The organism is Sphingopyxis sp. LARHCG72, assembly GCF_052871675.1.
Genome location: NZ_JBIXJU010000008.1, coordinates 59895 through 81102 on the forward strand (window position 1 = coordinate 59895; position 21208 = coordinate 81102).

At 66.5% G+C, this 21208-nt stretch carries 23 protein-coding genes; 14 read left to right on the forward strand and 9 right to left on the reverse strand.

The window, feature by feature from the left end:
• Positions 1-24: 24 nt before the first annotated feature.
• A complete protein-coding gene (locus tag ACIPPQ_RS17285; RefSeq protein ID WP_446545304.1) occupies positions 25-1170 on the reverse strand; it encodes a diguanylate cyclase domain-containing protein in 1146 nt (381 codons plus the stop codon).
• 161 nt (positions 1171-1331) lie between these two features.
• On the opposite strand from ACIPPQ_RS17285, the gene ACIPPQ_RS17290 reads away from it, so the two are divergent.
• Complete coding sequence (locus ACIPPQ_RS17290) at positions 1332-3326, forward strand: lipoxygenase family protein (protein ID WP_446545305.1); 1995 nt, start codon at positions 1332-1334, stop codon at positions 3324-3326.
• A 70-nt stretch (positions 3327-3396) separates the two neighbouring features.
• Here ACIPPQ_RS17290 and purC read toward each other — a convergent pair whose 3' ends face one another.
• Positions 3397-4176: a phosphoribosylaminoimidazolesuccinocarboxamide synthase gene (gene purC, locus ACIPPQ_RS17295; RefSeq protein ID WP_093510565.1), complete on the reverse strand. Its 780-nt coding sequence runs from the start codon at positions 4174-4176 to the stop codon at positions 3397-3399.
• 208 nt (positions 4177-4384) lie between these two features.
• On the opposite strand from purC, the gene ACIPPQ_RS17300 reads away from it, so the two are divergent.
• The gene (locus ACIPPQ_RS17300) at positions 4385-5308 is read left to right on the forward strand and encodes a crotonase/enoyl-CoA hydratase family protein (RefSeq protein ID WP_446545306.1); all 924 of its coding nucleotides are present in this window, start codon (positions 4385-4387) and stop codon (positions 5306-5308) included.
• Between the two features lie 4 nt (positions 5309-5312).
• Here ACIPPQ_RS17300 and ACIPPQ_RS17305 read toward each other — a convergent pair whose 3' ends face one another.
• From ACIPPQ_RS17305 to ACIPPQ_RS17315, 3 genes are read right to left on the reverse strand one after another with little or no spacing between them, the layout of a single operon-like run.
• Positions 5313-5528 (reverse strand): hypothetical protein, encoded by a 216-nt coding sequence (locus tag ACIPPQ_RS17305; RefSeq protein WP_446545307.1) that lies wholly within the window; start codon positions 5526-5528, stop codon positions 5313-5315.
• Between the two features lie 18 nt (positions 5529-5546).
• Positions 5547-5969 carry an SRPBCC family protein gene (locus tag ACIPPQ_RS17310; RefSeq protein WP_446545308.1) on the reverse strand — a complete coding sequence of 141 codons (423 nt, stop codon included), beginning with the start codon at positions 5967-5969 and terminating at the stop codon, positions 5547-5549.
• Positions 5966-6292: an ArsR/SmtB family transcription factor gene (locus ACIPPQ_RS17315; protein ID WP_446545309.1), complete on the reverse strand. Its 327-nt coding sequence runs from the start codon at positions 6290-6292 to the stop codon at positions 5966-5968. Before ACIPPQ_RS17315 ends, ACIPPQ_RS17310 begins: the two co-directional genes overlap by 4 nt.
• 128 nt (positions 6293-6420) lie before the next feature.
• Between ACIPPQ_RS17315 and ACIPPQ_RS17320 the strand changes: the two genes are divergently transcribed.
• The gene (locus tag ACIPPQ_RS17320; protein WP_446545310.1) at positions 6421-6894 is read left to right on the forward strand and encodes a RidA family protein; all 474 of its coding nucleotides are present in this window, start codon (positions 6421-6423) and stop codon (positions 6892-6894) included.
• On the opposite strand, the gene ACIPPQ_RS17325 is transcribed toward ACIPPQ_RS17320, so the two are convergent.
• Positions 6891-7325: an Lrp/AsnC family transcriptional regulator gene (locus tag ACIPPQ_RS17325; protein ID WP_446545311.1), complete on the reverse strand. Its 435-nt coding sequence runs from the start codon at positions 7323-7325 to the stop codon at positions 6891-6893. The two genes, ACIPPQ_RS17320 and ACIPPQ_RS17325, sit on opposite strands and share 4 nt — an antisense overlap.
• Before the next feature lie 99 nt (positions 7326-7424).
• Between ACIPPQ_RS17325 and ACIPPQ_RS17330 the strand changes: the two genes are divergently transcribed.
• On the forward strand, positions 7425-8321 hold the full coding sequence (locus tag ACIPPQ_RS17330; protein WP_446545312.1) for a hypothetical protein: 897 nt from the start codon (positions 7425-7427) through the stop codon (positions 8319-8321).
• Here the strand turns inward: ACIPPQ_RS17330 and ACIPPQ_RS17335 are convergent.
• A complete protein-coding gene (locus ACIPPQ_RS17335) occupies positions 8306-9937 on the reverse strand; it encodes an alkaline phosphatase D family protein (RefSeq protein WP_446545313.1) in 1632 nt (543 codons plus the stop codon). The genes ACIPPQ_RS17330 and ACIPPQ_RS17335 overlap by 16 nt on opposite strands.
• A 55-nt stretch (positions 9938-9992) precedes the next feature.
• On the reverse strand, positions 9993-11144 hold the full coding sequence (locus tag ACIPPQ_RS17340) for a DUF3667 domain-containing protein (RefSeq protein WP_446545314.1): 1152 nt from the start codon (positions 11142-11144) through the stop codon (positions 9993-9995).
• A 78-nt stretch (positions 11145-11222) separates the two neighbouring features.
• On the opposite strand from ACIPPQ_RS17340, the gene ACIPPQ_RS17345 reads away from it, so the two are divergent.
• The 9 genes from ACIPPQ_RS17345 to ACIPPQ_RS17385 all read left to right on the forward strand — a co-directional run bounded on the left by ACIPPQ_RS17345 (position 11223) and on the right by ACIPPQ_RS17385 (position 18456).
• A complete protein-coding gene (locus ACIPPQ_RS17345) occupies positions 11223-12509 on the forward strand; it encodes a glutamate-5-semialdehyde dehydrogenase (protein ID WP_446545315.1) in 1287 nt (428 codons plus the stop codon).
• Entirely contained in the window at positions 12473-13168 is a 696-nt protein-coding gene (locus tag ACIPPQ_RS17350) for a nicotinate-nucleotide adenylyltransferase (RefSeq protein ID WP_446545316.1), read from the forward strand. Before ACIPPQ_RS17345 ends, ACIPPQ_RS17350 begins: the two co-directional genes overlap by 37 nt.
• Positions 13132-13563, forward strand: a complete 432-nt coding sequence (gene rsfS, locus ACIPPQ_RS17355; RefSeq protein WP_446545317.1) for a ribosome silencing factor — start codon at positions 13132-13134, stop codon at positions 13561-13563. The genes ACIPPQ_RS17350 and rsfS overlap by 37 nt, the downstream gene beginning before the upstream one ends.
• Before the next feature lie 33 nt (positions 13564-13596).
• Positions 13597-14025 carry a 23S rRNA (pseudouridine(1915)-N(3))-methyltransferase RlmH gene (locus tag ACIPPQ_RS17360; RefSeq protein ID WP_446545318.1) on the forward strand — a complete coding sequence of 143 codons (429 nt, stop codon included), beginning with the start codon at positions 13597-13599 and terminating at the stop codon, positions 14023-14025.
• On the forward strand, positions 14022-15239 hold the full coding sequence (locus ACIPPQ_RS17365; RefSeq protein WP_446545319.1) for a murein hydrolase activator EnvC family protein: 1218 nt from the start codon (positions 14022-14024) through the stop codon (positions 15237-15239). The genes ACIPPQ_RS17360 and ACIPPQ_RS17365 overlap by 4 nt, the downstream gene beginning before the upstream one ends.
• Before the next feature lie 133 nt (positions 15240-15372).
• The gene (locus ACIPPQ_RS17370; protein ID WP_446545320.1) at positions 15373-16770 is read left to right on the forward strand and encodes a S41 family peptidase; all 1398 of its coding nucleotides are present in this window, start codon (positions 15373-15375) and stop codon (positions 16768-16770) included.
• 12 nt (positions 16771-16782) lie between these two features.
• The gene (locus ACIPPQ_RS17375) at positions 16783-17265 is read left to right on the forward strand and encodes a disulfide bond formation protein B (protein ID WP_446545321.1); all 483 of its coding nucleotides are present in this window, start codon (positions 16783-16785) and stop codon (positions 17263-17265) included.
• A complete protein-coding gene (locus ACIPPQ_RS17380; protein WP_446545322.1) occupies positions 17262-17777 on the forward strand; it encodes a demethoxyubiquinone hydroxylase family protein in 516 nt (171 codons plus the stop codon). Before ACIPPQ_RS17375 ends, ACIPPQ_RS17380 begins: the two co-directional genes overlap by 4 nt.
• 76 nt (positions 17778-17853) lie before the next feature.
• Entirely contained in the window at positions 17854-18456 is a 603-nt protein-coding gene (locus ACIPPQ_RS17385; protein ID WP_446545323.1) for a hypothetical protein, read from the forward strand.
• A gap of 70 nt (positions 18457-18526) precedes the next feature.
• Here ACIPPQ_RS17385 and ACIPPQ_RS17390 read toward each other — a convergent pair whose 3' ends face one another.
• Positions 18527-20464, reverse strand: a complete 1938-nt coding sequence (locus ACIPPQ_RS17390; protein WP_446545324.1) for a prolyl oligopeptidase family serine peptidase — start codon at positions 20462-20464, stop codon at positions 18527-18529.
• Between the two features lie 375 nt (positions 20465-20839).
• Here ACIPPQ_RS17390 and ACIPPQ_RS17395 point away from each other — a divergent pair, with 375 nt between their 5' ends.
• Complete coding sequence (locus ACIPPQ_RS17395) at positions 20840-21160, forward strand: hypothetical protein (protein WP_446545325.1); 321 nt, start codon at positions 20840-20842, stop codon at positions 21158-21160.
• Positions 21161-21208: the final 48 nt, after the last annotated feature.

The following is a 21208-nucleotide window of genomic DNA, read 5'->3' on the forward strand; positions in this document are numbered from 1 at the left end:
GCCCCGCAGCCGGTCAAGCCATGGTTACGCGACGCGGCCGACGCTTTCGACGGACGACATGGGGCCGCGACCGGCAGCCTTGGCGGCATAAAGCGCGCGGTCGGCGACCTCGAGCAGCTTGCGCGCGCTGTCGCCATGTTCGGGCCAGAAGGCGGTTCCGATCCCCGCGCCGACGCCGATCGCCTGCCCGCCGATACGATAGGGTGCGGCGAGCGCGGCGAGGATATGGTCGGCGAGCGCGGTTTCGAGCAACGGCGATCCGGCGGGCACGAGGATCGCAAACTCGTCGCCCCCCTGCCTTGCGACGACCGCGTGGTCGCCGCATGCGCGGCGCAACCGTTCGGCGAGCTCGCACAACACGCCATCGCCGATCGCATGGCCATGCTGGTCGTTGATCGGCTTGAACCCGTTGAGGTCGAGCAGCGCGATCGCGAAGGGACTGGTGTCGTCGGCCTTCGCAATTTCTTCGTCGAGCCGCATGTCGAACGCGCGGCGATTGGCGACGCCGGTGAGCGGGTCGGTGTGCGCGAGGTCGCGCATCTGATGCTGGAGTTCGAGCAGGTCGATCAGCTGGTCATGCTGCTGCAGGATCATGCGCAGAAGGAAGATCGTCGCGACGACAAGGCTGGTTCCCGCAGCGATTTCGGGCGCGATCCCCGACGTCAGCATCAGGAACGAGATCGGCACGAGCCCGATGAGCAGGTTGACGAAGGTCGCAAAGCGGATCGACGACAGGCAATAGGCGGTCGCGAGCGAACCCATCGCCATGACCATTGCGTAATAGCTGTGCGTTTCGGGGGGCGCCGCGAGCCAGTTCATCACCGTCCAGCTGCTGCACATCGCGCCGGTCGTGCCCGACAGCCAGGTCGATTCGGCGATCATCCGCCGCGCGCGGCGCACGCTCATCCGCCGCCCGCGATTGTGCATCAGCACGGCGAAACCAAGGACGCCGATGATCGCGAGCGCCACCGGAAAGCCGATGCGGACGACGGGATGGACGGTGTCGACCCCCGCATAGATCGCGGTCGGCGTCGTCGCGGCCAGCATCAGGAAGAGCATCGGGGTCAGCGTTTCGATGCGATTGGCGCGCAGCAACGCGACATCGTCCCGAATCGCATCCGGAATCGGCGGAAAGAACCGCGTGCGCAGCCAGTGATAGACCCCCGTCATAGGGCCGGGATAGCAAGCGCGAGTAAAGCAGGGGTTAAGGATCGAAACCTCGTCTTATCACATACCTAGGCGGTGCAGCCCGCATAGATGACTTGCGAAATATTAACCATGTCCAGCGACAAGCGGCGCCAAATTTTTCCGCGCCCGACAGGAGCCACACCATGTCCTATCCGATGCCGCCGCTGACCTCGCCCACCACCGCGCCCGCCGTCCCGATGCCGGCAAGCGATCCGACCTTGCCGCAGGACGATACGCCCGCGCAGCAGGCGGCGCGCATCGCGCAGCTCGCGGCAACGCAGGCGATCTATACGTGGACGACCGAGGTCCCGACGCTGCCCGGCGTGCCGCTCGCGACCAGCGTGCCGAAGAATGACGAGCCGACGATCGCGTGGTTCGCGATCCTGATCGGCGTCGGGATCGACATCGTGCGCAACGCGCTGACGGTGAAGCTCGGCGGGGTGGATAAGGGCGAACTCGACACCCCGCGCGCCGATTATGAAGCCGCGCTCGCCGAATGCGATGCGATCGAAGCCTCGACGGCGAAGATCGCGACCGAGCATGGCGTCCACAGCGGCGGCAATATTTTCGAGCGGCTGATCGGCGATGTCGAAAATGCCGTCGCCGCCGCCGAACGCGACGCGCATGTCGCGCTGCTCCAGGGCTATAAGGACCGCCTCGAAGAGCTGATGAAGGTCGACGAGGAAGAGGTTGCCGGACTCGGCAGCAAGACCCCGCGCAGCGTCGAGGCCTATCGCGCGCTGTTCGCGACGCTGCCGGTACCGGGAATATCCTATACCTTCCAGGACGACAGCGAATTTGCCCGGCTGCGCGTGCAGGGACCGAACAATATGCTGATCGCCGCGGTCGGCGACGCGCTGCCCGCCAATTTCCCGCTGAGCGCCGCCAAATATAGCGCGGTCGTCAACGGCGACACGCTCGGCGCCGCGCTCGCCGACGGACGCCTCTTCCTGCTCGATTACAAGCCGCTCGAAATACTCGACCCGGGCACCTACGGCGGCCTCGCCAAATATGCCTGGCAACCGATGGCGCTGTTCGCGATCCCGCCGGGCGGATCGTCGCTGGTTCCCGTCGCGATCCAGTGCGGGCAGGACCCGATCGATTATGCGATCTTCACCCACTCCCCTGTCGCCGACAAGCAATGGGGATGGGAAATGGCGAAGTTCGTCGTCGCGGTCGCCGACGGCAATTATCACGAACTCTTCACCCACCTCGCGCGCACGCATCTCGTGATCGAGGCCTTCGCCGTCGCAACGCACCGCCACCTCGCCGAGGTGCACCCGATCTGGGCGCTGCTCTTGCCCCATTTCGAAGGCACCTTGTTCATCAACGAACAGGCGGCGACGTCGCTGATCGCCGCGAACGGCCCGATCGACCATATTTTCGCGGGCACGATCAATTCGAGCCAGCTCGCCGCGGTCGACGCGCGGCTCGCGTTCGACTTTTACGGCAAGATGCCGCGCGCCGACTTCGCTGCGCGCGGCGTCGGCGTCGATTCGGCGCTCGAAGATTATCCGTACCGCGACGACGCGCTGCTCGTGTGGGACGCGATCCACGAATGGGCGCGCCAATATGTCGACCTTTATTATGCGCACGACGCCGACGTCGCCGCCGATACCGAGCTCACTGCGTGGGCCGCGTGCCTCGCCGGCGAAGCGAAGATCAAGGGTTTCGGTCCGATCGCGACGCGGGGACAGCTTGCCGAAATCTGCACGATGGTGATGTTCACCGCGAGCGCGCAGCACGCGGCGGTCAACTTCCCGCAAAAGGACATCATGGCGTTCGCGCCCGCGATCACCGGCGCGGGCTGGCAGGCGGCGCCGAACGGGCAACGCGGGCACGACAAGGCGGGCTGGCTCACGATGATGCCGCCGATGGCGCTCGCGCTCGAACAGCTCAATGTGCTCGAACTATTGGGATCGGTGCATTACCGGCCGCTCGGCGATTACCGCAGCAATGCCTTTCCATACCCGACGTGGTTCCAGGACCCGCGCGTGACCGCGGCCGAAGGCCCGCTCGCCTGGTTCCAGGCGGCGCTCAAGGGCGTCGAGGCGGAGATCGCCGCGCGCAATAGCGAACGGATGCAGCCTTACCCGTACCTGCAGCCGAGTTTGATCCCGACGAGCATCAATATCTGAAGCACAAATAAGAACCCCGGCAAAAGCCGGGATTCCTGTATTGCGCTGGCTGGTCCGGCTTACGCCCGGATCAGCTCCCTTTTTTCTTCCGGTGGCTTTCGAGGTCGAGCACGGCATTTTCGCTGCCCTCGGGGAGCAGGCCGAGGCGGCGCGCGACTTCCTGATAGGCTTCGACTTCGCCGCCGAGATCGCGGCGGAAGCGGTCCTTGTCGAGCTTCTCGTTCGTCGTCATGTCCCACAGGCGGCAGCCATCGGGGCTGATCTCGTCGGCGAGGATGATGCGGCTAAAGTCGCCCTCGTAAAGGCGGCCGAACTCGAGCTTGAAGTCGACGAGGCGGATGCCGACGGCGGCGAACATGCCCGACATGAAGTCGTTGATGCGGATCGCCATGTCCTGGATGTCGTGAAGCTCGTCCTGGCTGCACCAGTTGAAGCAGGCGATATGCTCTTCGGCGACGAGCGGATCGCCGAGCGCGTCGTCCTTGTAGCAATATTCGATCAAGGTGCGGGGAAGCTGCGTCCCCTCCTCGATGCCGAGGCGCTTCGACAGCGTGCCCGCGGCGACGTTGCGCACGATCACCTCGATCGGCACGATCTCGACCTGGCGGATCAGCTGCTCGCGCATGTTGAGGCGGCGGATGAAATGCGTCGGCACGCCGATGTTGCCGAGCAGCGTGAAGACATGCTCCGAAATCCGGTTGTTGAGCACGCCCTTGCCGCTGATCGTGCCCTTTTTCTGCGCGTTGAACGCGGTCGCGTCGTCCTTGAAATACTGGATCAAGGTGCCCGGTTCGGGGCCTTCGTACAGGATCTTCGCTTTGCCTTCGTAGATCTGGCGGCGACGGGACATGGCGTTCAAACTTTCTGCCGGAACCAAATGAATGACCCCGGCAAAGCGACTCAGCAGGAGGCGCGCCGCCGGGGCGATGGGGCGCCTATAGCGACAAAGGGCGGGCGCGTCATCCCCGGCATGACACCCTTTGCCTTACGTTTACGTAAAGTGCTTGCGTTGGACGTCGTCGCTTGCAACGCTGGGCCGAAACCAAGGAGAGAGATGGATGAGCTTCGACCAGATTCGCCTCGACAAGCATGAGGGCATCGCGCTGCTGACGCTGCACCGGCCCGACCGGATGAACGCCTTTACCACCGAGATGATGCTCGAAATCGTCGCCGCGCTCGACGAATGCGACGCCGACGACGGCGTGCGTGCGGTGATCTTCACCGGATCGGGCGACCGCGCCTATTGCGCCGGCGCCGACCTCGGTCAGGGCGCCGCGACCTTCGATTACGACAAGCGCACCGACAAGGCGGCGACTTTGCCCGAAGGCATATCGGCAAGCCCCGTCGCCGCCGACGGCACGATCGACTGGTCCCACCCGCTGATCCGCGATTCGGGCGGGCGCGTGTCGATGCGCATCTTCGACTGCAAGAAGCCGGTGCTCGGCGCGATCAACGGCGCCGCGGTCGGCATCGGCGCCACGATGACGCTGTCGATGGACGCGCGCCTCGCGAGCGAGACCGCGCGCTACGGCTTCGTATTCGCGCGGCGCGGGATCGTCCCCGAAGCGGCGTCGAGCTGGTTCCTGCCGCGCCTCGTCGGCATCCAGAATGCGGTCGACTGGTGCTATTCGGGACGGCTGATCGACGCCGCGGAAGCGCATGAAAAGGGCCTCGTCCAGTCGGTCCACGCCCCCGGCGAGCTCGTCGATGCCGCGATTGCCAAGGCGCGCGAGCTGACCGACCACAGCGCGCCGGTGTCGGTCGCGCTCACCCGCCATATGCTGTGGCGAATGCTCGGCGCGCCGCACCCGATGAGCGCGCACCGCTGGGACAGCCGCGCGATCTTCGCGCGCGGCCGCAGCGCCGACGCGGCCGAGGGTGTGTCGAGCTTCCTCGAAAAGCGCCCCGCGAACTTCACCGTCAGCGTCGCGAACGACTATCCTTGGTTCGCCGAGTTCGAGGACACGCCGCCCTACGGCTGAGCGTTCAGCCCGCCGCGCCGCCGCGCTTCCTGAAATACGGCCTGAAGAACATATAAAGGCCCGAGAATATCAGCAGGAAAAGCGGCGGCAGCGGCAGGTAATAGACCCACTCGGCAGGCTCCTGCCCGAGGCCGAGCGTCACGAAGATCGCGAGCACGATCGCCGAGAAGAGGATCGATACCCAGCGGTGAAACTGCCGGATCCACAAGCTCCAGTTCATAATCTTCTCCCTGTTTGATCAATCGAGCCCGGCCACGACCTTCTCGAGATTTTCGAGGTGAATCTTCCAGCCCCCCTTGGCACCGCCGAAGGCCTGCTTCTGGTCGGGGCGGAAGCCGACCTGTTCCATGCGGAGAAGCGTTCCCTCGGGTGTCGCCTCGAGCGTGAAAGTGACGGTGCTTTCCAGCGCATAGGCGGGATCGTCGTGCGCATGGTTCCATGTGTAGGACAGCGTCCGGCCGGGCTCGACCTCGAGGATCTCGCAATCGACATGGCCCCAGTCGCCGCGGAGCTGGAAACGATGGCCAAGGTCGAGCCCGAAGTCATTCTTCATCAGCCACTCCTCGATCAGGTGCTGCGTCGTCAGCGCGCGCCAGATCTTTTCAGGCGAATGCGGGATTTCGCGCTCCACGGTCACGCTGCGCACGTCATTGCCGGTCATTGATCCATCCTTTTGAGCAAATCTTCGAGATCGTCGAACCGCGCTTCCCAGAAGCGGTTCATGCGCCCCGTCCAGTCGACGAGGGGCGCGAGCGCGCGTTGCTGCGCGCTATAATGCGTCTGGCGCCCCTGATGCCGGTCGAGCACCAGCCCCGCCTGCTTGAGAATGCCGAGATGCTTCGACACCGCGGGCTGCGAAATGCCCGCGCCCGCGGTGAGCGCACCCACGGTCTGCTCGCCGTCGAGGCAGAGCCGCTCGAACAGCGCGCGCCGGCTGGGGTCGGCAAGCGCCTTGAAGAGAAGGTCGGGCGAAGGCTGTGTCATAATTCATAACTCACTGGCTATGAGTTTCTCATAGCCATATGGTTATGAGTGTCAAGCGCCGCCGTTATGCGGGGAGCGCCGCCCATCGGACGCTGGAGCGCGCGCTCGCTTTCGCCTTAGATGGGACGGTGAACCCGCCCCGCGTGCCCCTGCTCCATCCCTCGCGCCGCATCGTTTGCGCCGGGGTGCTGGCGGGACTGGCCGTCCCGTCCTCCGGAATAGCAAGGCCCGCCATGCCCAACCGCGCGATCAACCCCACCGGCGTTTCCTATGCGCAGGCGCATCTTGTCGAAGCGCCGACGCGCTGGCTGTTCGTGAGCGGCCAGATTCCGGTCGACGAGAAGGATGCGGTGCCGGCAGGTTTCGAGGAGCAGTGCCGGCTCGTCTGGCGCAATATCGAGGCACAGCTCAAGGCGGGCGGCATGGCCCTGCAGGACCTGGTCAAGGTCACCGTCTTCCTGTCGGACCGGCAATATCGCGAGGCGAACTACCGGGTGCGGCACGAGGTGCTGGGCGGCCATTCGCCCGCGCTGACGATCATCATCGCGGACATTTACGACGCGGCCTGGCTGCTCGAAATCGAAGCGATCGCCGCCGCCTAGCGGTCCTTGTCGCGCTTCAGGATCAGCGCCGTCGTCACATCCTCGACCCCCGCTATCAGCGCGATTCGGTCGCGCGCGGCATTGAGCTTCGCCGCGTCGGCCGCCTCGATCTCGACGAGCAGGTCGATCTCGCCGCTCAGCGAATAGCAGCGCGCGACTTCGGCCATGCCGGTCACCGCCGCGACGATATCGGGCGAAGGCGTTCGCGCGAGCCGCAGTTGCAGGATCGCGGCGATCGCGCCCTCGTCGACGATGCGCGCGTGATAGCCGCCGATCGTGCCCGCCACTTCCAGCTTCGTCAGCCGCTCGCGCACCGAGCTGCGCGCGAGGCCCACGGTCGCGGCGATCGTCTTCAGCGGCAGGCGGGCGTTGCCGCGCAGCATCGCCACGATTTGCCGGTCGATCGCGTCCATATCCTCTCCCGCCGCCATTATGGCGCCTCCGCCGCCTATCGGGCGGTAGCCAACCGCCTGCAGCCCCGGCAAAAAACCGGCCGCGCTTCTGCTAGCGTCTTGCCGGAGAGAAAGTCCATGACCTTTGCCGACCGCGCGCCCGCGCTTCTCTGCCTCGCGATGCTCGCGGGATGCACCGCCGCCGCAGACACGCCCACGTCAATTGTCGCCACATTATGGACCCCGGCCGCCATCTCGGGACCCGGCTACGAATCCTCGCCGACCTTCGCCCCCGACGGACAGACGATGGTCTATCTCGCCGCCGACAAGGATTTCCGGAATTATCGCCTGATGCAATCGCGCTGCGAAAATGGCGTGTGGGGCAAGCCCGTGCCGCCGTCCTTCGCGATGCCGTTACCGGTGATCGAGGCCGACCCGTTCATTACTCCCGACGGCCAGCGGCTCTACTATATCTCGTCGCGCCACGCGTCCGCGAAGGAGGATTTCGACATCTGGTATGTCGAGCGCACCATCGATGGCGGGTGGGGCGAACCGCAGCGCCTGCCCGCGCCCGTCAATTCGCCCGCTGCCGAACTCCTGCCGCGCACCGACGCCGACGGCCGACTCTATTTCGGTTCAAGCCGCGAAGGCAGTGCTGGCGGCGGCGACATTTATGTCGCGACCGAAGCCCGGCCGGGCGAATGGACCGTCGCCAACCTCGGCCCGCCGGTGAGCGGAGGCGGTTACGAGTATGAGGCCGAGATTTCGCGCGACGGCAAGACGATGATCACCGTGTCCGACCGCGGTGACCGCTCGCACCTCTACCGCTATCGCCGCGAAGGAGACCGCTGGGTCGAGGTCGGGCGCATCCCCGCCGATCCCGCGCAGTTCCAGGTCGGCCCGCTGCTGTCTCCGACGGGCGACCGCCTGATCTTCGCGCAGCGGCACGGCGACCGGTCGGGCGAGATGTTCCTGATCGACCTGGTGTCCGATCCCGACCGGTCGTGGCCTCCGATCTGTCAGGCGGCGTCGTAGGCGCGGCGGCCGCGCTGCGCGGTGAGGCTGTGTGTGTCCCGGATCGCGGGCGTGCGCGACCGGATCGTTTCCATATTGTGCCAGTTCGCGGTCACGCGGTCGCGCGCCAGCTGCACGGTCACATAGCCGCGGTCCGCGGTGTTCGCCCATTTGAGCTGCGGCGACGCCGCGCGCAGCGCCGATACCCGCGCCGCGTCCGAAATGCCGCGCGTATAGGCCTCGTACCCCGGCGACGTAACGCTGTGTCCCGCAATCTCGATGCCGGCGGGACGGCCATCGTGCGTCAGGTCGAACGCCCAGGCATTGTGGCTGTCGCCCGACAGGGTGACGAGATCGGCGTCGGCGCGCTGCGCCGCGGCGAGCAGGCGGTCGCGCGCCGCCGGATAGCCATCCCAGCTGTCCATGTTGAGCGGCAGCCCCGCCTTGGCCGCGAGCTGCGACACCTCGACGCGGCGTTTCACATAATCGGGCTGGTCGGCGCCGAACCAGCCCCGCGATTCGGGCGGGGTGAACAGCGACCCCATCACGATCTGCTGCGCGCAGACCTGCCAGCGCGTTCCCGCCTTCACCGATTGGGCAAAGCCGTCGAACAGCCAGCTTTCCTGGCTGGCGCCCATCAATTGCCGCGCCGGATCGCGATATCCGGTCTCGGCGAATTGCCTGAGCGTGGCGGCGGCATCTCCCTTCCCCTTCAATATCTCGCCGAGGTCGAAGACCTTGTCGCGCGCGGTGATCCGCGTTTCGGGAAGGAAGATCGTCGCGAGGTCGCCCGCCTGATAATGGCGCCAGCGCGTGTCCGCGACGGGCATCCATTCGCCGTGCACCCGCTCGGCCGCCGCCTCGCGAACGCGCCATTCGCCTTCGCCCTCATTGTGATTCTGGGCGCCGCCCTTCCACACGTCGTTCGCGAATTCATGGTCATCCCACTGCGCGATCACGGGAAAGAGCTGGTGCAGCCGCTGGAGATCGGGGTCGCTGCGATAGGCGGCGTAGCGCAGGCGATAATCGGCAAGGCTCACCATTTCGTGCGTCGGCTGGATATCGCGGCCGGGAAGCCTGTCCTTGAGCGACGGATAGTCGCCGACGCCATATTCATAGAGATAGTCGCCGACGTGCGCGACTAGGTCGATGTCGTTCCGCGCCGCGGCATGGGCATAGGCGTTGAACCAGCCGAACGGCAGGTTCGAGCAGGAAAAGAGCGCGATGGTGAAGGCGCTCGTCGGCCCGGCGGGCAATGTGCGCGTGCGGCCGGTGACCGACTTCGTCCCGTCGGGCGCGACGAAGCGATAGAAATACCAGCGGCCGGGTTCGAGCCCGTCGACGATGATCTTTGCCGTATGATCGCGTTCGCCGCTGGCCGTGACGCTGCCGCCACCGGCGATCCGCGCAAAGTCGGTGCTTTCGGACAATTCGGCCGTCAGCAGCGTGTCGTTCGCCGCGGCATAGCGCGTCCAGAGCAGCACCGAATTCGCGCCCGGCTCGCCGCTTGCGACGCCGTGGGTAAAGCCCTGCGCCATCATCGCGCGCGCCGCGCCGGGCAGCGACAGCGCAGCCAGCCCCGCGGTGCCGAGCTTCATCAGCAGGCGCCGGTCCATTTCGCCCCAAAGCTCGTGCATCGCATGTCCTCCCGCGTTGCCGGGACCATGCCCGCGCCGTGTTACAGTCTTGCGCCTATCCACTCATCCCGAGCGCGAGCAGCAGCAACATGAAGCCGATCACTGCAAACTGGCAAAAGAAAAAGAGGAGGATCATGCGCACAAGCGAGCCAAAGCCCGACGAGCGATAGGCGCCGCGCAGCTGCCGATACATGTGAAGCGGCACATAGAGCAGCGCAAAGAAAGTCGCGAGATCTCCGATAACCGTCAGGTTGAGCAAACGCACAACTACGAACAACAGCAACATGAAGCTGATCGAATAGGTCACGAAGACGAAATGGTCGTAGGTGTGAAAGCGGCGGCTGAACGGAAAGAGCAGCCACATGAAGGGCAGCGACAGCGGAATCAGCGCCCAAGCGAATTTATAGGCGTTCGCCTGTAGCTTGTAGAAGACGAGTTGCGGGTTCGCGAACGCCTTTTCGAGACCATGGTCGATGAAGGCTACACCGGTATCGATCTTGTTGCGCGCGATAAAATCGGTGCTTGTCTTCACCTGCTCGGCTGGATCATCGAGGACCGGCGGCCCGGCCGCGCGATCTGCGGCCCTTTCCTCCTTGCTCCGGCTGCGCGCAACGCCGAGATATTCCGCGCTTTTTTGCAATGTTTCGCGTTCAGCCTGCAATTCCTGCCGTTTCGCGACGGGCAGGCCCTTTTTCGCCAGCTCGGTATCGATCCGGTCGACCTCGCGCTGCATGCTGTCGGTGATCGCGGTGGTGCGCGTCTGTTCTGCAAGCGCCTTGTCTAGCCCCAAGCCGTCGTTCACCCCGGACGCAAAATCGCCGCTGCCGACGATGGCGAGCACCGCATAGGTCAGGAAAACCGCGAACAGGAACAGCGCGAGCGGCGAGATGAAGCGCGCGCGCTCGCCATGGATATAGCGCCGCGTCAGGTCGCCCGGCCGCCAGCTCAGCAAGGGCAAAGTGTTCCAGATCTTGCCTTCGAAATGGAAGATCGCGTGGACAAGGTCATGCCCGATCGCGCCGAAGCTGCGGTGCACGTCGGCGCGCTGGCCGCAATAATGGCAATGCGAGCCCGCGAGCACGGTGCCGCAATTGAGGCAGCGCGCGCCGGCGCGCGCCGCGCCCGTTTCGCCGTGCCGCGGCTCGACCGCATGTCCTGCCAAACCGGCGGTCACCGCCGCCCCGATGCCTTCGATGTCCCCGCTCATGGCGCCCTGCCTAGAGAGGTGCGGGGAGCGGCGCAACGGGACTTTCGCCCCCCGAGCAAAGCGTGATAGGGCGGCGCCATGAACGCCGAAGCCCTCTCCGCCCCGCCGATGCCCGGCGACGCCGCCGCCCTGATCGCCGACATGGGCGCGCACGCGCGCGCCGCGGCAAAGCGGCTCGCGCTGACCCCGACGGCAGACAAGGCCGCGGCGCTGCGCGCGGCGGCGGCACAGATTCGTGCACGCGCGGCCGACATTCTCGCCGCCAATGCCGAAGATATGGCAGCGGGTCAGAAGAACGGCCTGTCTGGCGCGATGCTCGACCGGCTGCGGCTCGACGAAGATCGGCTCGCCGGAATCGCCGATGCGATCGACGATGTCGCCGCGCTGCCCGATCCGTCGGGTGCCGAGATCGACCGCGTGACGCGCCCCAACGGGCTGGTGCTGAGCCGCGTGCGCGTGCCGCTCGGCGTCGTCGGCATCATCTACGAAAGCCGGCCGAATGTGACCGCCGACGCGGCGGCGCTGGGCCTCATGTCGGGCAATGCGGTGATCCTGCGCGGCGGCAGCGAGGCGGTGCATTCGAACCGCGCGATCCACGCGGCGTTCGCGGCGGGATTGATCGAGGCCGGGCTGCCCGCCGAAGCGGTGCAGCTCGTGCCGACGCAGGACCGCGCCGCGGTCGGCGCGATGCTCCGCGCGCAGGGGCTGATCGACATCATCATCCCGCGCGGCGGCAAGGGCCTCGTCGCGCGCGTACAGGACGAGGCGCGCGTGCCCGTGCTCGCGCACCTCGACGGCATCAACCACCTCTATATCGACGGCGCCGCCGACCCCGCAAAAGCCGTCGAACTCGCGGTCAACGCCAAGATGCGGCGCACCGGCGTCTGCGGCGCGACCGAGACGATCCTGATCGACCGCGCCTACCCCGCGCCGCTCGCCATCGTCGACGCGCTGGTCGCGTCGGGATGCGAAGTGCGCGGCGACAAGGGCGTCGCAGCGCTCAGCCCGCATGTCGAACCCGCGAGCAGCGGCGACTGGGACTGCGAATATCTCGACGCGATCGTGTCGATCGCGATGGTCGACGGCCTCGCGGGCGCGCTCGCCCATATCGACGCGCATTCGAGCAAGCACACCGACGCGATCGTCACCGAGGACGCCTCGACCGCCGAGCGCTTCCTTTCAGGCGTCGACAGCGCGATCGTCATGCACAATGCTTCCACACAATTCGCCGACGGCGGCGAATTCGGCCTTGGCGCCGAAATCGGCATCGCGACAGGCCGCCTCCACGCGCGCGGCCCCGTCGCGCTCGAAGGGCTCACCACCTATAAATGGCTGGTGCGCGGTACGGGACAGGTCCGGCCCTGACACGCCGGATCCCCACCGGCCTCCTCGGCGGCAGCTTCAACCCCGCGCATGGCGGGCATCGCGCGATCAGCCTCAATGCGATCGAGGCGCTGGGGCTCGACGAACTGTGGTGGCTCGTCTCGCCGGGCAATCCGCTCAAACCCAAGGCCGGCATGGCGTCGCTTCCCGCGCGGCTCGGCTCGGCGCAGCGGGTGGCGCGGCGCTCGCCCATCCGCGCCACTTCTATCGAGGCCGAACTGGGCACGCGCTACACGATCGACACGCTCAAAAAGCTCGTCCGCCGCTATCCCGACCGCCAGTTCATCTGGATCATGGGTGCCGACAATCTGGTCCAATTGCCCCAGTGGCGCGACTGGCGGGGGATCGCGCGATTGATGCCGATTGCGGTTGTCGCGCGTCCGGGCTATAACGACCGTGCCCATGCAAGACGTGCGATGGGATGGCTGCGGCGATTTGTCCGGCCCGCAGACCAGAAGAAGCATTGGACAGACTGGAGACCGCCCGCCCTCGTGTTCCTGCGATTTTCGCCCGATGTGCGATCCGCAACTGCGATACGGCAGGCCAACCCCCGCTGGTTCGAACGCTATGAAGGCCGCGCCCTGCGCGACCCGCTGACGCGTTCATGGCTGGTGGAACCGAACAGGAAAGGACGCATTTGATCTCCGCCACCCAGGGGGCCGCCTCCGGCGCCGCACCCGCCAATGACAGCGTGGAAGCGCTCCACGCGCTGATCCTCCACCAGCTGGACGAGGACCAGGCCCAGGAAACCATCTCCATCCCGCTTGCCGGCAAGAGCAGCATCGCCGACCATATGGTGATCGCGAGCGGCCGTTCGACGCGCCATGTTTCGGCCATCGCCGAAAAACTGGCGCAGCGGATCAAGCAGGAAGCTGGCCGCAGCGTTCGCGTCGAAGGGCTTCCCAATGCCGATTGGGTGCTGCTCGATGCCGGCGACGTCATCGTCCACCTGTTCCGTCCCGAGGTCCGTAGCTTCTACAACCTCGAACGCATGTGGTCGTTCGGCGACGCCCCGCCGGTTACCGTGGCAAATTGACGTCCGCCCCGCCACCCGGCTAGGCGGACGCTCATGTTGCTGCACATCATCGCGCGCGGGCGCATCGGGCGCGGGCCCGAGGCCGAGCTGGTCGAGCGCTATATGAAGCGCGTGACCTGGGCGCAGAAGATTTCGGAACTTCCCGATACCGGCGGGCGCCTGCCTGCCGCGGCAGAGAATAGCCGCACGATCCTGCTCGACGAAGGCGGCGACCAGATGTCGTCGCTCGAATTTGCCCGATTGCTGGAAAAATGGCGCGATGGCGGGGTACGCGAGGCGCGCTTCTGCCTCGGCGCCGCAGACGGCTTCACGCCCGAAGAACGCGAGGGCGCCGACAAGGTCATCGCCTTCGGCCGCGCGACCTGGCCGCACCTGATGGCGCGCGCGATGCTCGCCGAGCAATTGTGGCGCGCGACAAGCATCGTCGCCGGCCACCCCTATCACCGCGAGGGCCGCCAGTGAGGCGCGCGTTCGTCGCCCTCGCCTTCGCGGCGGCTTTTGCCGGCGGCGCGCTGGCGCTGGCGCAAAGCGACATCTTCGACCCGCAGGCGATCGCCGCACGCGAGCGCGCGCAGTTGATCGATGCCAAACAGCAGTCGGCGGCGGCGATGGCGCGCAGCGCCTTGCTCGAAAAACAGGCGGTAGCCGCGAGCAGCGAAGCCGACCGGCTGCAAAAGCGCAGCGCAGCGCTCGCCGCGCGCATCCAGTCAGCCGAGGCCGATATCAGCGCCGGCGAAGCACGCGTCGCGCTCGTCAGCCGCCGCCTCTCGGCGCAGCGCGCGCAGCTTGCCCGCCAGCAACAACCCTTGCTCGAACTCGCCGCCTCGCTCCAGCAACTGAGTCGCCAGCCGCCGGTCAGCGTGCTCGCGCAGCCCGGATCGCTGTCCGACATGGTGCACGCGCGCGCGGTGATCGACGCCGCGATGCCGGTGATCGAGCGCCGCACCGCCGGCGTCCGCCGCGAGCTGGCCCTGCTCGACACGACGCGGCGCCATCAGGCGGTGGCGCTGAAAGCGCTCTCGTCGAGCAAGGCGCAGCTCGCCGGGCGCCGCGACGCCCTGACCCGGCTCGAAAATGAAGGGCGGCTGCGTTCGCGCGAGCTGATGAGCAGCGCGCAGCTCGAAGCCGACCGCGCCTTGGGGCTCGGCGAAAAGGCGCGCGATATCGTCGAGCTGATGGACAGCCTCGAAGCCGACGGCGCGGTGCGCGCCGAACTCGCGCAGCTCGCCGGGCCGTTGCCGCGCCCGCGCAATCCCCAAGGCAGCGTGACCGCGGCCGCCGCGCCCCCCGCCGCCGCCGAAGCCGAACTCGCGCGCGGCGCATACCGCCTGCCCGTCGTCGGCCGCATCGTCGCGGGGCTTGGCGAGGTCAATGAAAGCGGCGTGCGATCGCGCGGCGTCACGATCGCAGCGCGTCCCGGCGGACAGGTTGTCGCGCCCGCGCCCGGCCGCGTCGGCTTTGCGGGCGATTATCGCGGCTATGGCAAGATCGTGATCATCGACCATGGCGGCGGCTGGGTCTCGCTGCTCACCGGAATGATCGCGCTGTCGGTCGGGGTCGGCGACACGCTCGACGCCGGCGCGCCGGTCGGCCGCGCAGGATCGGACGACAGCCGTATCACCGTCGAACTGCGCCGCGCCGGGCATCCGGTCGACATCGTCGCGATGATCGGCTGATCCGGCGGTTAATCGCCCATTATGGCGCCGTCGTGTATCGCGATGCGCCGCTTGACGCCCGCAGATTTGCGTAGGAGGATGGCGCGCCGGGGATTATAAGGCGCGCTTGCTCTCGCCTGAGTGAAAGATGCAGATGACCGACTCGACCAGAATCGCCCCTTCCCCGAAGCGCCGCTTTGCCTTGTGGCAGGGCGCGGCCGCGCTCTCGACACTCGCGCTCGTCCCGCTCGCCACCGGTGCGATGGCGACCGTCGATTCGAAGACGCAGGAAGAAATTTCGCGCTTCATGGACGTCTATCTCGAAGTGAAGTCGAACTATGTCGAACCCGTCGACGATTCGAAGCTGATCGAAGGCGCGATCAACGGCATGCTCGCCAGCCTCGACCCGCATTCGGGCTATCTCGACGCACGCGGCTTTTCGAACCTGCGCACGCAGACCGATGGCGAATATGGCGGGCTCGGCCTCTCGGTCACGATGGAGGACGGCGTGGTCAAGGTGATCGCGCCGACCGCCGACACCCCGGCCGACAAGGCGGGGATCAAGGCGGGCGACTATATCACCCACATCAACAAGGAACTCATCTTCGGGATGACGCTCGACGAGGCGGTCGAACAGATGCGTGGGCGTCCCGGCACCAAGATCGACATCACCGTCGTCCGCGAAGGGCAGGACAAGCCGATTGAACTGTCGCTGACGCGCGAGATCATCGACCTGAAGCCCGTGAAATGGGAAGTGTCGGGCGACGTCGGCGTGCTGACGGTCACCAGCTTCTCCGCCGACGCGACCACCGACCTCAAGGCCGCGATGATGGCGGTCGAAAAATCGCTCGGCAAGAAACCGCGCGGCTGGATCCTCGACCTCCGCTCAAACCCCGGCGGGCTGCTCGACGAAGCCGTCGGGATCAGCGACCTGTTCCTCGAACGCGGCGAGATCGTGTCGCAGCGCGGCCGCAAGAAGGGCGATATCGAACGCTATTTCGCCGAACCCGGCGACCTTGCCGGCGGCGCCCCGATTGTCGTGCTGATCGACGCCGGATCGGCCTCGGCCTCCGAAATCGTCGCTGGCGCACTGCAGGACCAGCACCGCGCGGTCGTGATGGGCGAACGCAGCTTCGGCAAGGGATCGGTGCAGACCGTCCTTCCGCTGACCGACACCACCGCGCTGCGCCTCACCACCGCGCGTTATTACACGCCGTCGGGCCGCAGCGTGCAGGAAGGCGGGATCGAGCCGGATATCCGCGTGCCGCAGCTGTCCGACCCCGATTATGCAGCACGGCCGAAATTCCGCGAAAGCGACCTGCGCCGTCACCTCGTCAACGAGAAGAAGGTCGACAACGGCCTGCTCGAAAAGGACGAAAAGGCCGATCCGCGCTTCACCGCGACGGCCGCCGACCTGAAGGCCAAGGGCATCGAGGACTTCCAGCTCCATTATGCGTTGCAGACGATCGGCCGCATCGGCCCCGTCACACCGCGCATGGCGCAGGGCGGCAAGCCGCCGGCCAAGCCCGCCAAGCCGACCGCGCGCAACTAAGGGGCTCGGGGCATGTTGAACTCGCGGCTTTCCGCGCCCGTCGTCGCGTTCCTGGCGCCGCTTCTGCTCTATGGCGGCGCGCTCGTCTCGCAATATGGCTTCGGGCTGCACCCGTGCGAGATGTGTTACTGGCAGCGCTGGCCGCATCAGGCGGCGATCGTGCTCGCGCTGCTCGCACTGCTGCTCCGCCGCAATGACAAGGCGATGCGCGCGCTTACCCTGCTCGCCGCCATCGGAATCGCGATCAGCGGTGCAATCGGCGTCTTCCACGCCGGGGTCGAATATGGCTTCTGGGAAGGCATTACGACCTGCGCGACCGGCGCCGCCGGCCCCGTATCGCTCGATTCGATCATGAATGCGCCGCTGATCCGCTGCGACACCGCACAATGGACGCTTTTCGGCATCTCGCTTGCGGGTTTCAACGCGATCTTCTCGCTTGGCGCCGCCGCACTTGTCTTGACCTTGCTGCGCCGGAAGACCACATCGGCGGTATGACGAACAAGCGCACCGCATCGATGATCCGCGTCGACCAGGCGGGCGAATATGGCGCCACGCGCATCTATGCCGGCCAGCTCGCGGTGATGGGCGACCGCCATCCGATGGCGCGCGAGATCGCGCATATGGCCGAACAGGAAGAGCGGCACCGCAAATTCTTCGACGACATGATCGCGAAGCGCGGCGTGCGCCCGACCGCGCTCCAGCCCGTCTGGAAGGTCGCGGGCTTCGCCCTCGGCGCGGTGACAGCGGCGATGGGGCCGCGCGCCGCGATGGCGTGCACCGCCGCCGTCGAGACCGAGATCGATCGCCATTACCGGCACCAGCTTGACGAACTGGGCGACAGCGACCCGGAACTCAGCGCCGCGGTCGACGAGTTTCGCGCCGAAGAGCTGGAGCACAAGGAAGCCGCGCTGGCGGCCGGCGCCGAAAGCGCGCCCGGCTATCCGGTCCTCAGCTTCGCGATCCGCGCCGGTTGCCGTGCAGCCATCGCGCTGTCGAAACGTATCTGATAGAATAGCGCTCGCCGTTCACGACGGGTGCAGACAGGGGCTGCCAAGCCGCCTGAAACGACAAAGGAAGATCCAGATGACCCGCCTCCCCCTGTTCGCGCTGATCCTCGCCGGTAGCGCCGCCGCCATGCCCGCCGCGGCGCAGCAGTCGGTGGACGCCGAAAAGATCAACCAGGTCATCGTCTATGGCAACGACAAGTGCGAACAGTCGAGCCCCGACGAAATCGTCGTCTGTAACCGCCTGCCCGAAACCGAGCGCTACCGCGTCCCGCCGATGCTGCGCGGTAACCCGCTCGATGTGCGCAACGAAGCGTGGGCGAACAAGGTCGTCGCGCTCGAACGCGTTGGCCGCTTCGGCACTGACAGCTGTTCGCCGACCGGCCTTGGCGGCTTCACCGGCTGCACGCAGGCGCTGGTCGCCGGCGCGAAGGCCGAACGCAAGGCGGCCGACAAGACCGACTGGCAGGCGATGATCGCCGACGAGCGCGCCAAACGCATCGCGGGTATCGACGCCGCAGCGGACGAAGTCGAAGCCGCGGTGGTCGCCGAGGAACGCGCACTTGCCGAACGGCAGAAAGCGGCCGAGGAGCTCGAGCGCCAGGCGAGCGGTCAGGCGCCCGCCCCCGCGGCGCCCCACGAGTCCGACGCGGCCGACCTGCCGGTTCCGCCGAAGAACTGACCCGGCGTTCCGGCGCGCGGTCGCGCGCGCAATTCCCGCCCCGCTATCCGGTGCGGGATGACGCGCCCCGTCAGTTCAGCAAATAGGTCTGCCAGAACAGCAGCGACGACCAGAATGTGTAGTCCACATTCTCCTTCTTGCCCCACTGGTGCCCCTCGTTCGTCGCCACCAGGTGCCAGGCGGTGCCGCCGCCCTTGCGCACCGCGGCGACGACCTGGTCCGCCTCGGACGCGGGCACGCGCGGATCGTTGGCGCCGGTGACGACAAACAGCGGCTTGCGGATGTCGGCGACGCGCGTGAGCGGCGAGATTTCCTTGAGCTTTCGTCGCTGCGCCGGATCGCGCTCGTCGCCATATTCGACGCGGCGCAGGTCGCGGCGATATTCCTGCGTATTCTCGAGGAAGGTCACGAAGTCGGAGATGGCGACGACGCACAGGTTCGCGCGCAGCTTGGCGGCGAAATGCGTTGCGGCGGCGTAGCACATATAGCCGCCATAGCTGCGCCCGGTCAGGCCGAAGCGCGACGCGTCGAGCTGTGGATCCTTGGCGAGGGTGTCGAGGAACACCCCCATGTCCTTGACGCTGTCCTCACGCTTGAACGGACCGTTGTCGAGCCCGACGAAGCGCTTGCCGTAACCGGTCGAGCCGCGGACGTTCGGATAGAAATAGGCGACCCCCAGCTCGTTGACGATATAGTTGGTGCTGCCCAGATATTCGGGGCGCCACTGGCTTTCGGGCCCGCCGTGGACGTGCATGATCAGCGGCCGTTTGCCCGGAAATTTCGCAGGGTCGGGACGATAGAGGAAGCCCGACATCGCGGTGCCGTCGAAGCTCTTGATGCTGACCAGCTCGGGTTCGACGTTGCGCGCGATATCGAGCCCGCCGGTCTCGCTCTTTGTCCAGCGCGTTACGGCGAGCGTTTCGGGGTCGATGCTATAGGCGTCGGCCGCGCTGCGCGCCGACGTGAAACCGATGCCGATGGCGCCCCACGGTGCGATGTCTATATGCCCGATGACGCCCGCAGGGAGCGCATCGACCGTACGCGCGCGACCGCTCGCGATGTCGAGTACGCGCAGCCTGCTCACGCCCGCTTCGTTGACCGCATAGGCGATGAAGCGTCCGTCGCCCGAAATATCGAATGCCTCGACATCCCATTTTTCTGCGGGCCCGCGCGGGGTGAACTTGCCGGTCGCGGGATCGAGCGTGCCGAGGCGCTGGACGTCGCTGCCGTCATCGCTCGCCACCCAGATCGCGCCGTCGGGCGCGAAGGAAGCGCCGCTGAAGGCAATCTTCTTCGCATGATCGCCGATCGGCGTCATCTTCCCGCTCGTAAGGTCGAGGCGGAACAGGTCGGTCTTTTCGACCGACGCCGAACGCGTGACGAGAAGCCAGCTCTTGTCGGGCGCGAAGGCGGCGACCGACCAGCCGTTGCTATCCACTTGCCCCACCAGCCGCGCCGATGCGGGATCGCGCGGGTCCATGATATAGATATCATTGTCGCGGCCGTTACGGCGGGTCGAGGTGAAGGCGATAAGGCTGCCGTCCTTGCTCCACGCGTCGAACGAATTGCGGCTCTTGCCGTCGGTCAGCATCGCCAGCCGGCCGTCCTTCATCGCGAAGATCTGGTAAAATTCGCTGCCGCCGATGTCCTTTTCGACCAGCATCAGGTCGCCGGCCCCGGGCGACCAGCGCCCGTGCGATACCGGTTCGGCCTCGAAGGTCAGCTGCTCGCGCGCGCCGAGCGGGTGCGCAACGCGGTGAAGCTGCGCCGTATTGCCGAACCGCGTCGCGATCAGCATCGACCGGTCGGCGGGGTTCCAGCCGACGAAGGCCGCGGTGCGATATTCGAGATAGGGCCGGGTCGCCGCCGCCAGCGCCGCGGGGACCGCGGGCACGCCGTTGGCGACAAGCGCGGCGGGTTTCGGTTCGACGGCAGACGCGTCTCCCTCGGCCGCCAGCGCGGGTGCCAAGGGCAAGACAATTGCGGCCAGAACGGCGAGTTGACGCATGAGTGATTTCCCCGGTTTCCTGAAATGGACGAATCTGGCCTAGACGCTACCGCCGTCCGCCCCGGAAGCAAGTCGACCAACCGTCCGTCCGCCTCGACGATTGACCGCAATTATGAGCCGGCAACGCGACGAATATGGCCGTTCTTGCAGCAATTTCGCGGCCTGACGCGATTTGGTTGCGAATCCGCGCCGAGTTGAGTGCAAAAATTAACGAATCGCTGGCAACCTGTCTTGACTTGGGAATTTTTGGGGCAAAACGTGCGGTTCTGGGAATCGCCAGCCTAAGGGGGCTGTAACATGGCATCAGCATTCGGACCGCGCCTGTGGAGGCGCACGGCAGTCAGCGTGCCGCCGGCACGGAGTCTCGGCCGCCGAATGACATGGCATGCCGCCGCCGCCCTCCTTGCTTTTGCAGCGCTCCAGATCTGGCTTGTCATGAGTGCGGTCGCCGCCGGGGCGCCGTCCGCCTTCATCGTCGTCGCGCTGATCATGCTTCTGGCACTCGCACTTCCCGTCGCGCGTTCGACCGAGCGCCGCTGGTATCACCTCAGCCGCCAGGCGCTTGCGAGCTGGGGCCTCCACGCCCGTTTCCGCCGCGACGTCCGCCGCCTGTGGGTCGCCGCGCTGACGCTGCCCTTCCTGTGGATCAGCGGTGCAGTGGCTGCATCCGACGCGATCGCGGCGATCATCCGCTAATCGGACTTAGATTTTGACGCTTTGCTCTGCGCCGGTTAGGGCGCGGAC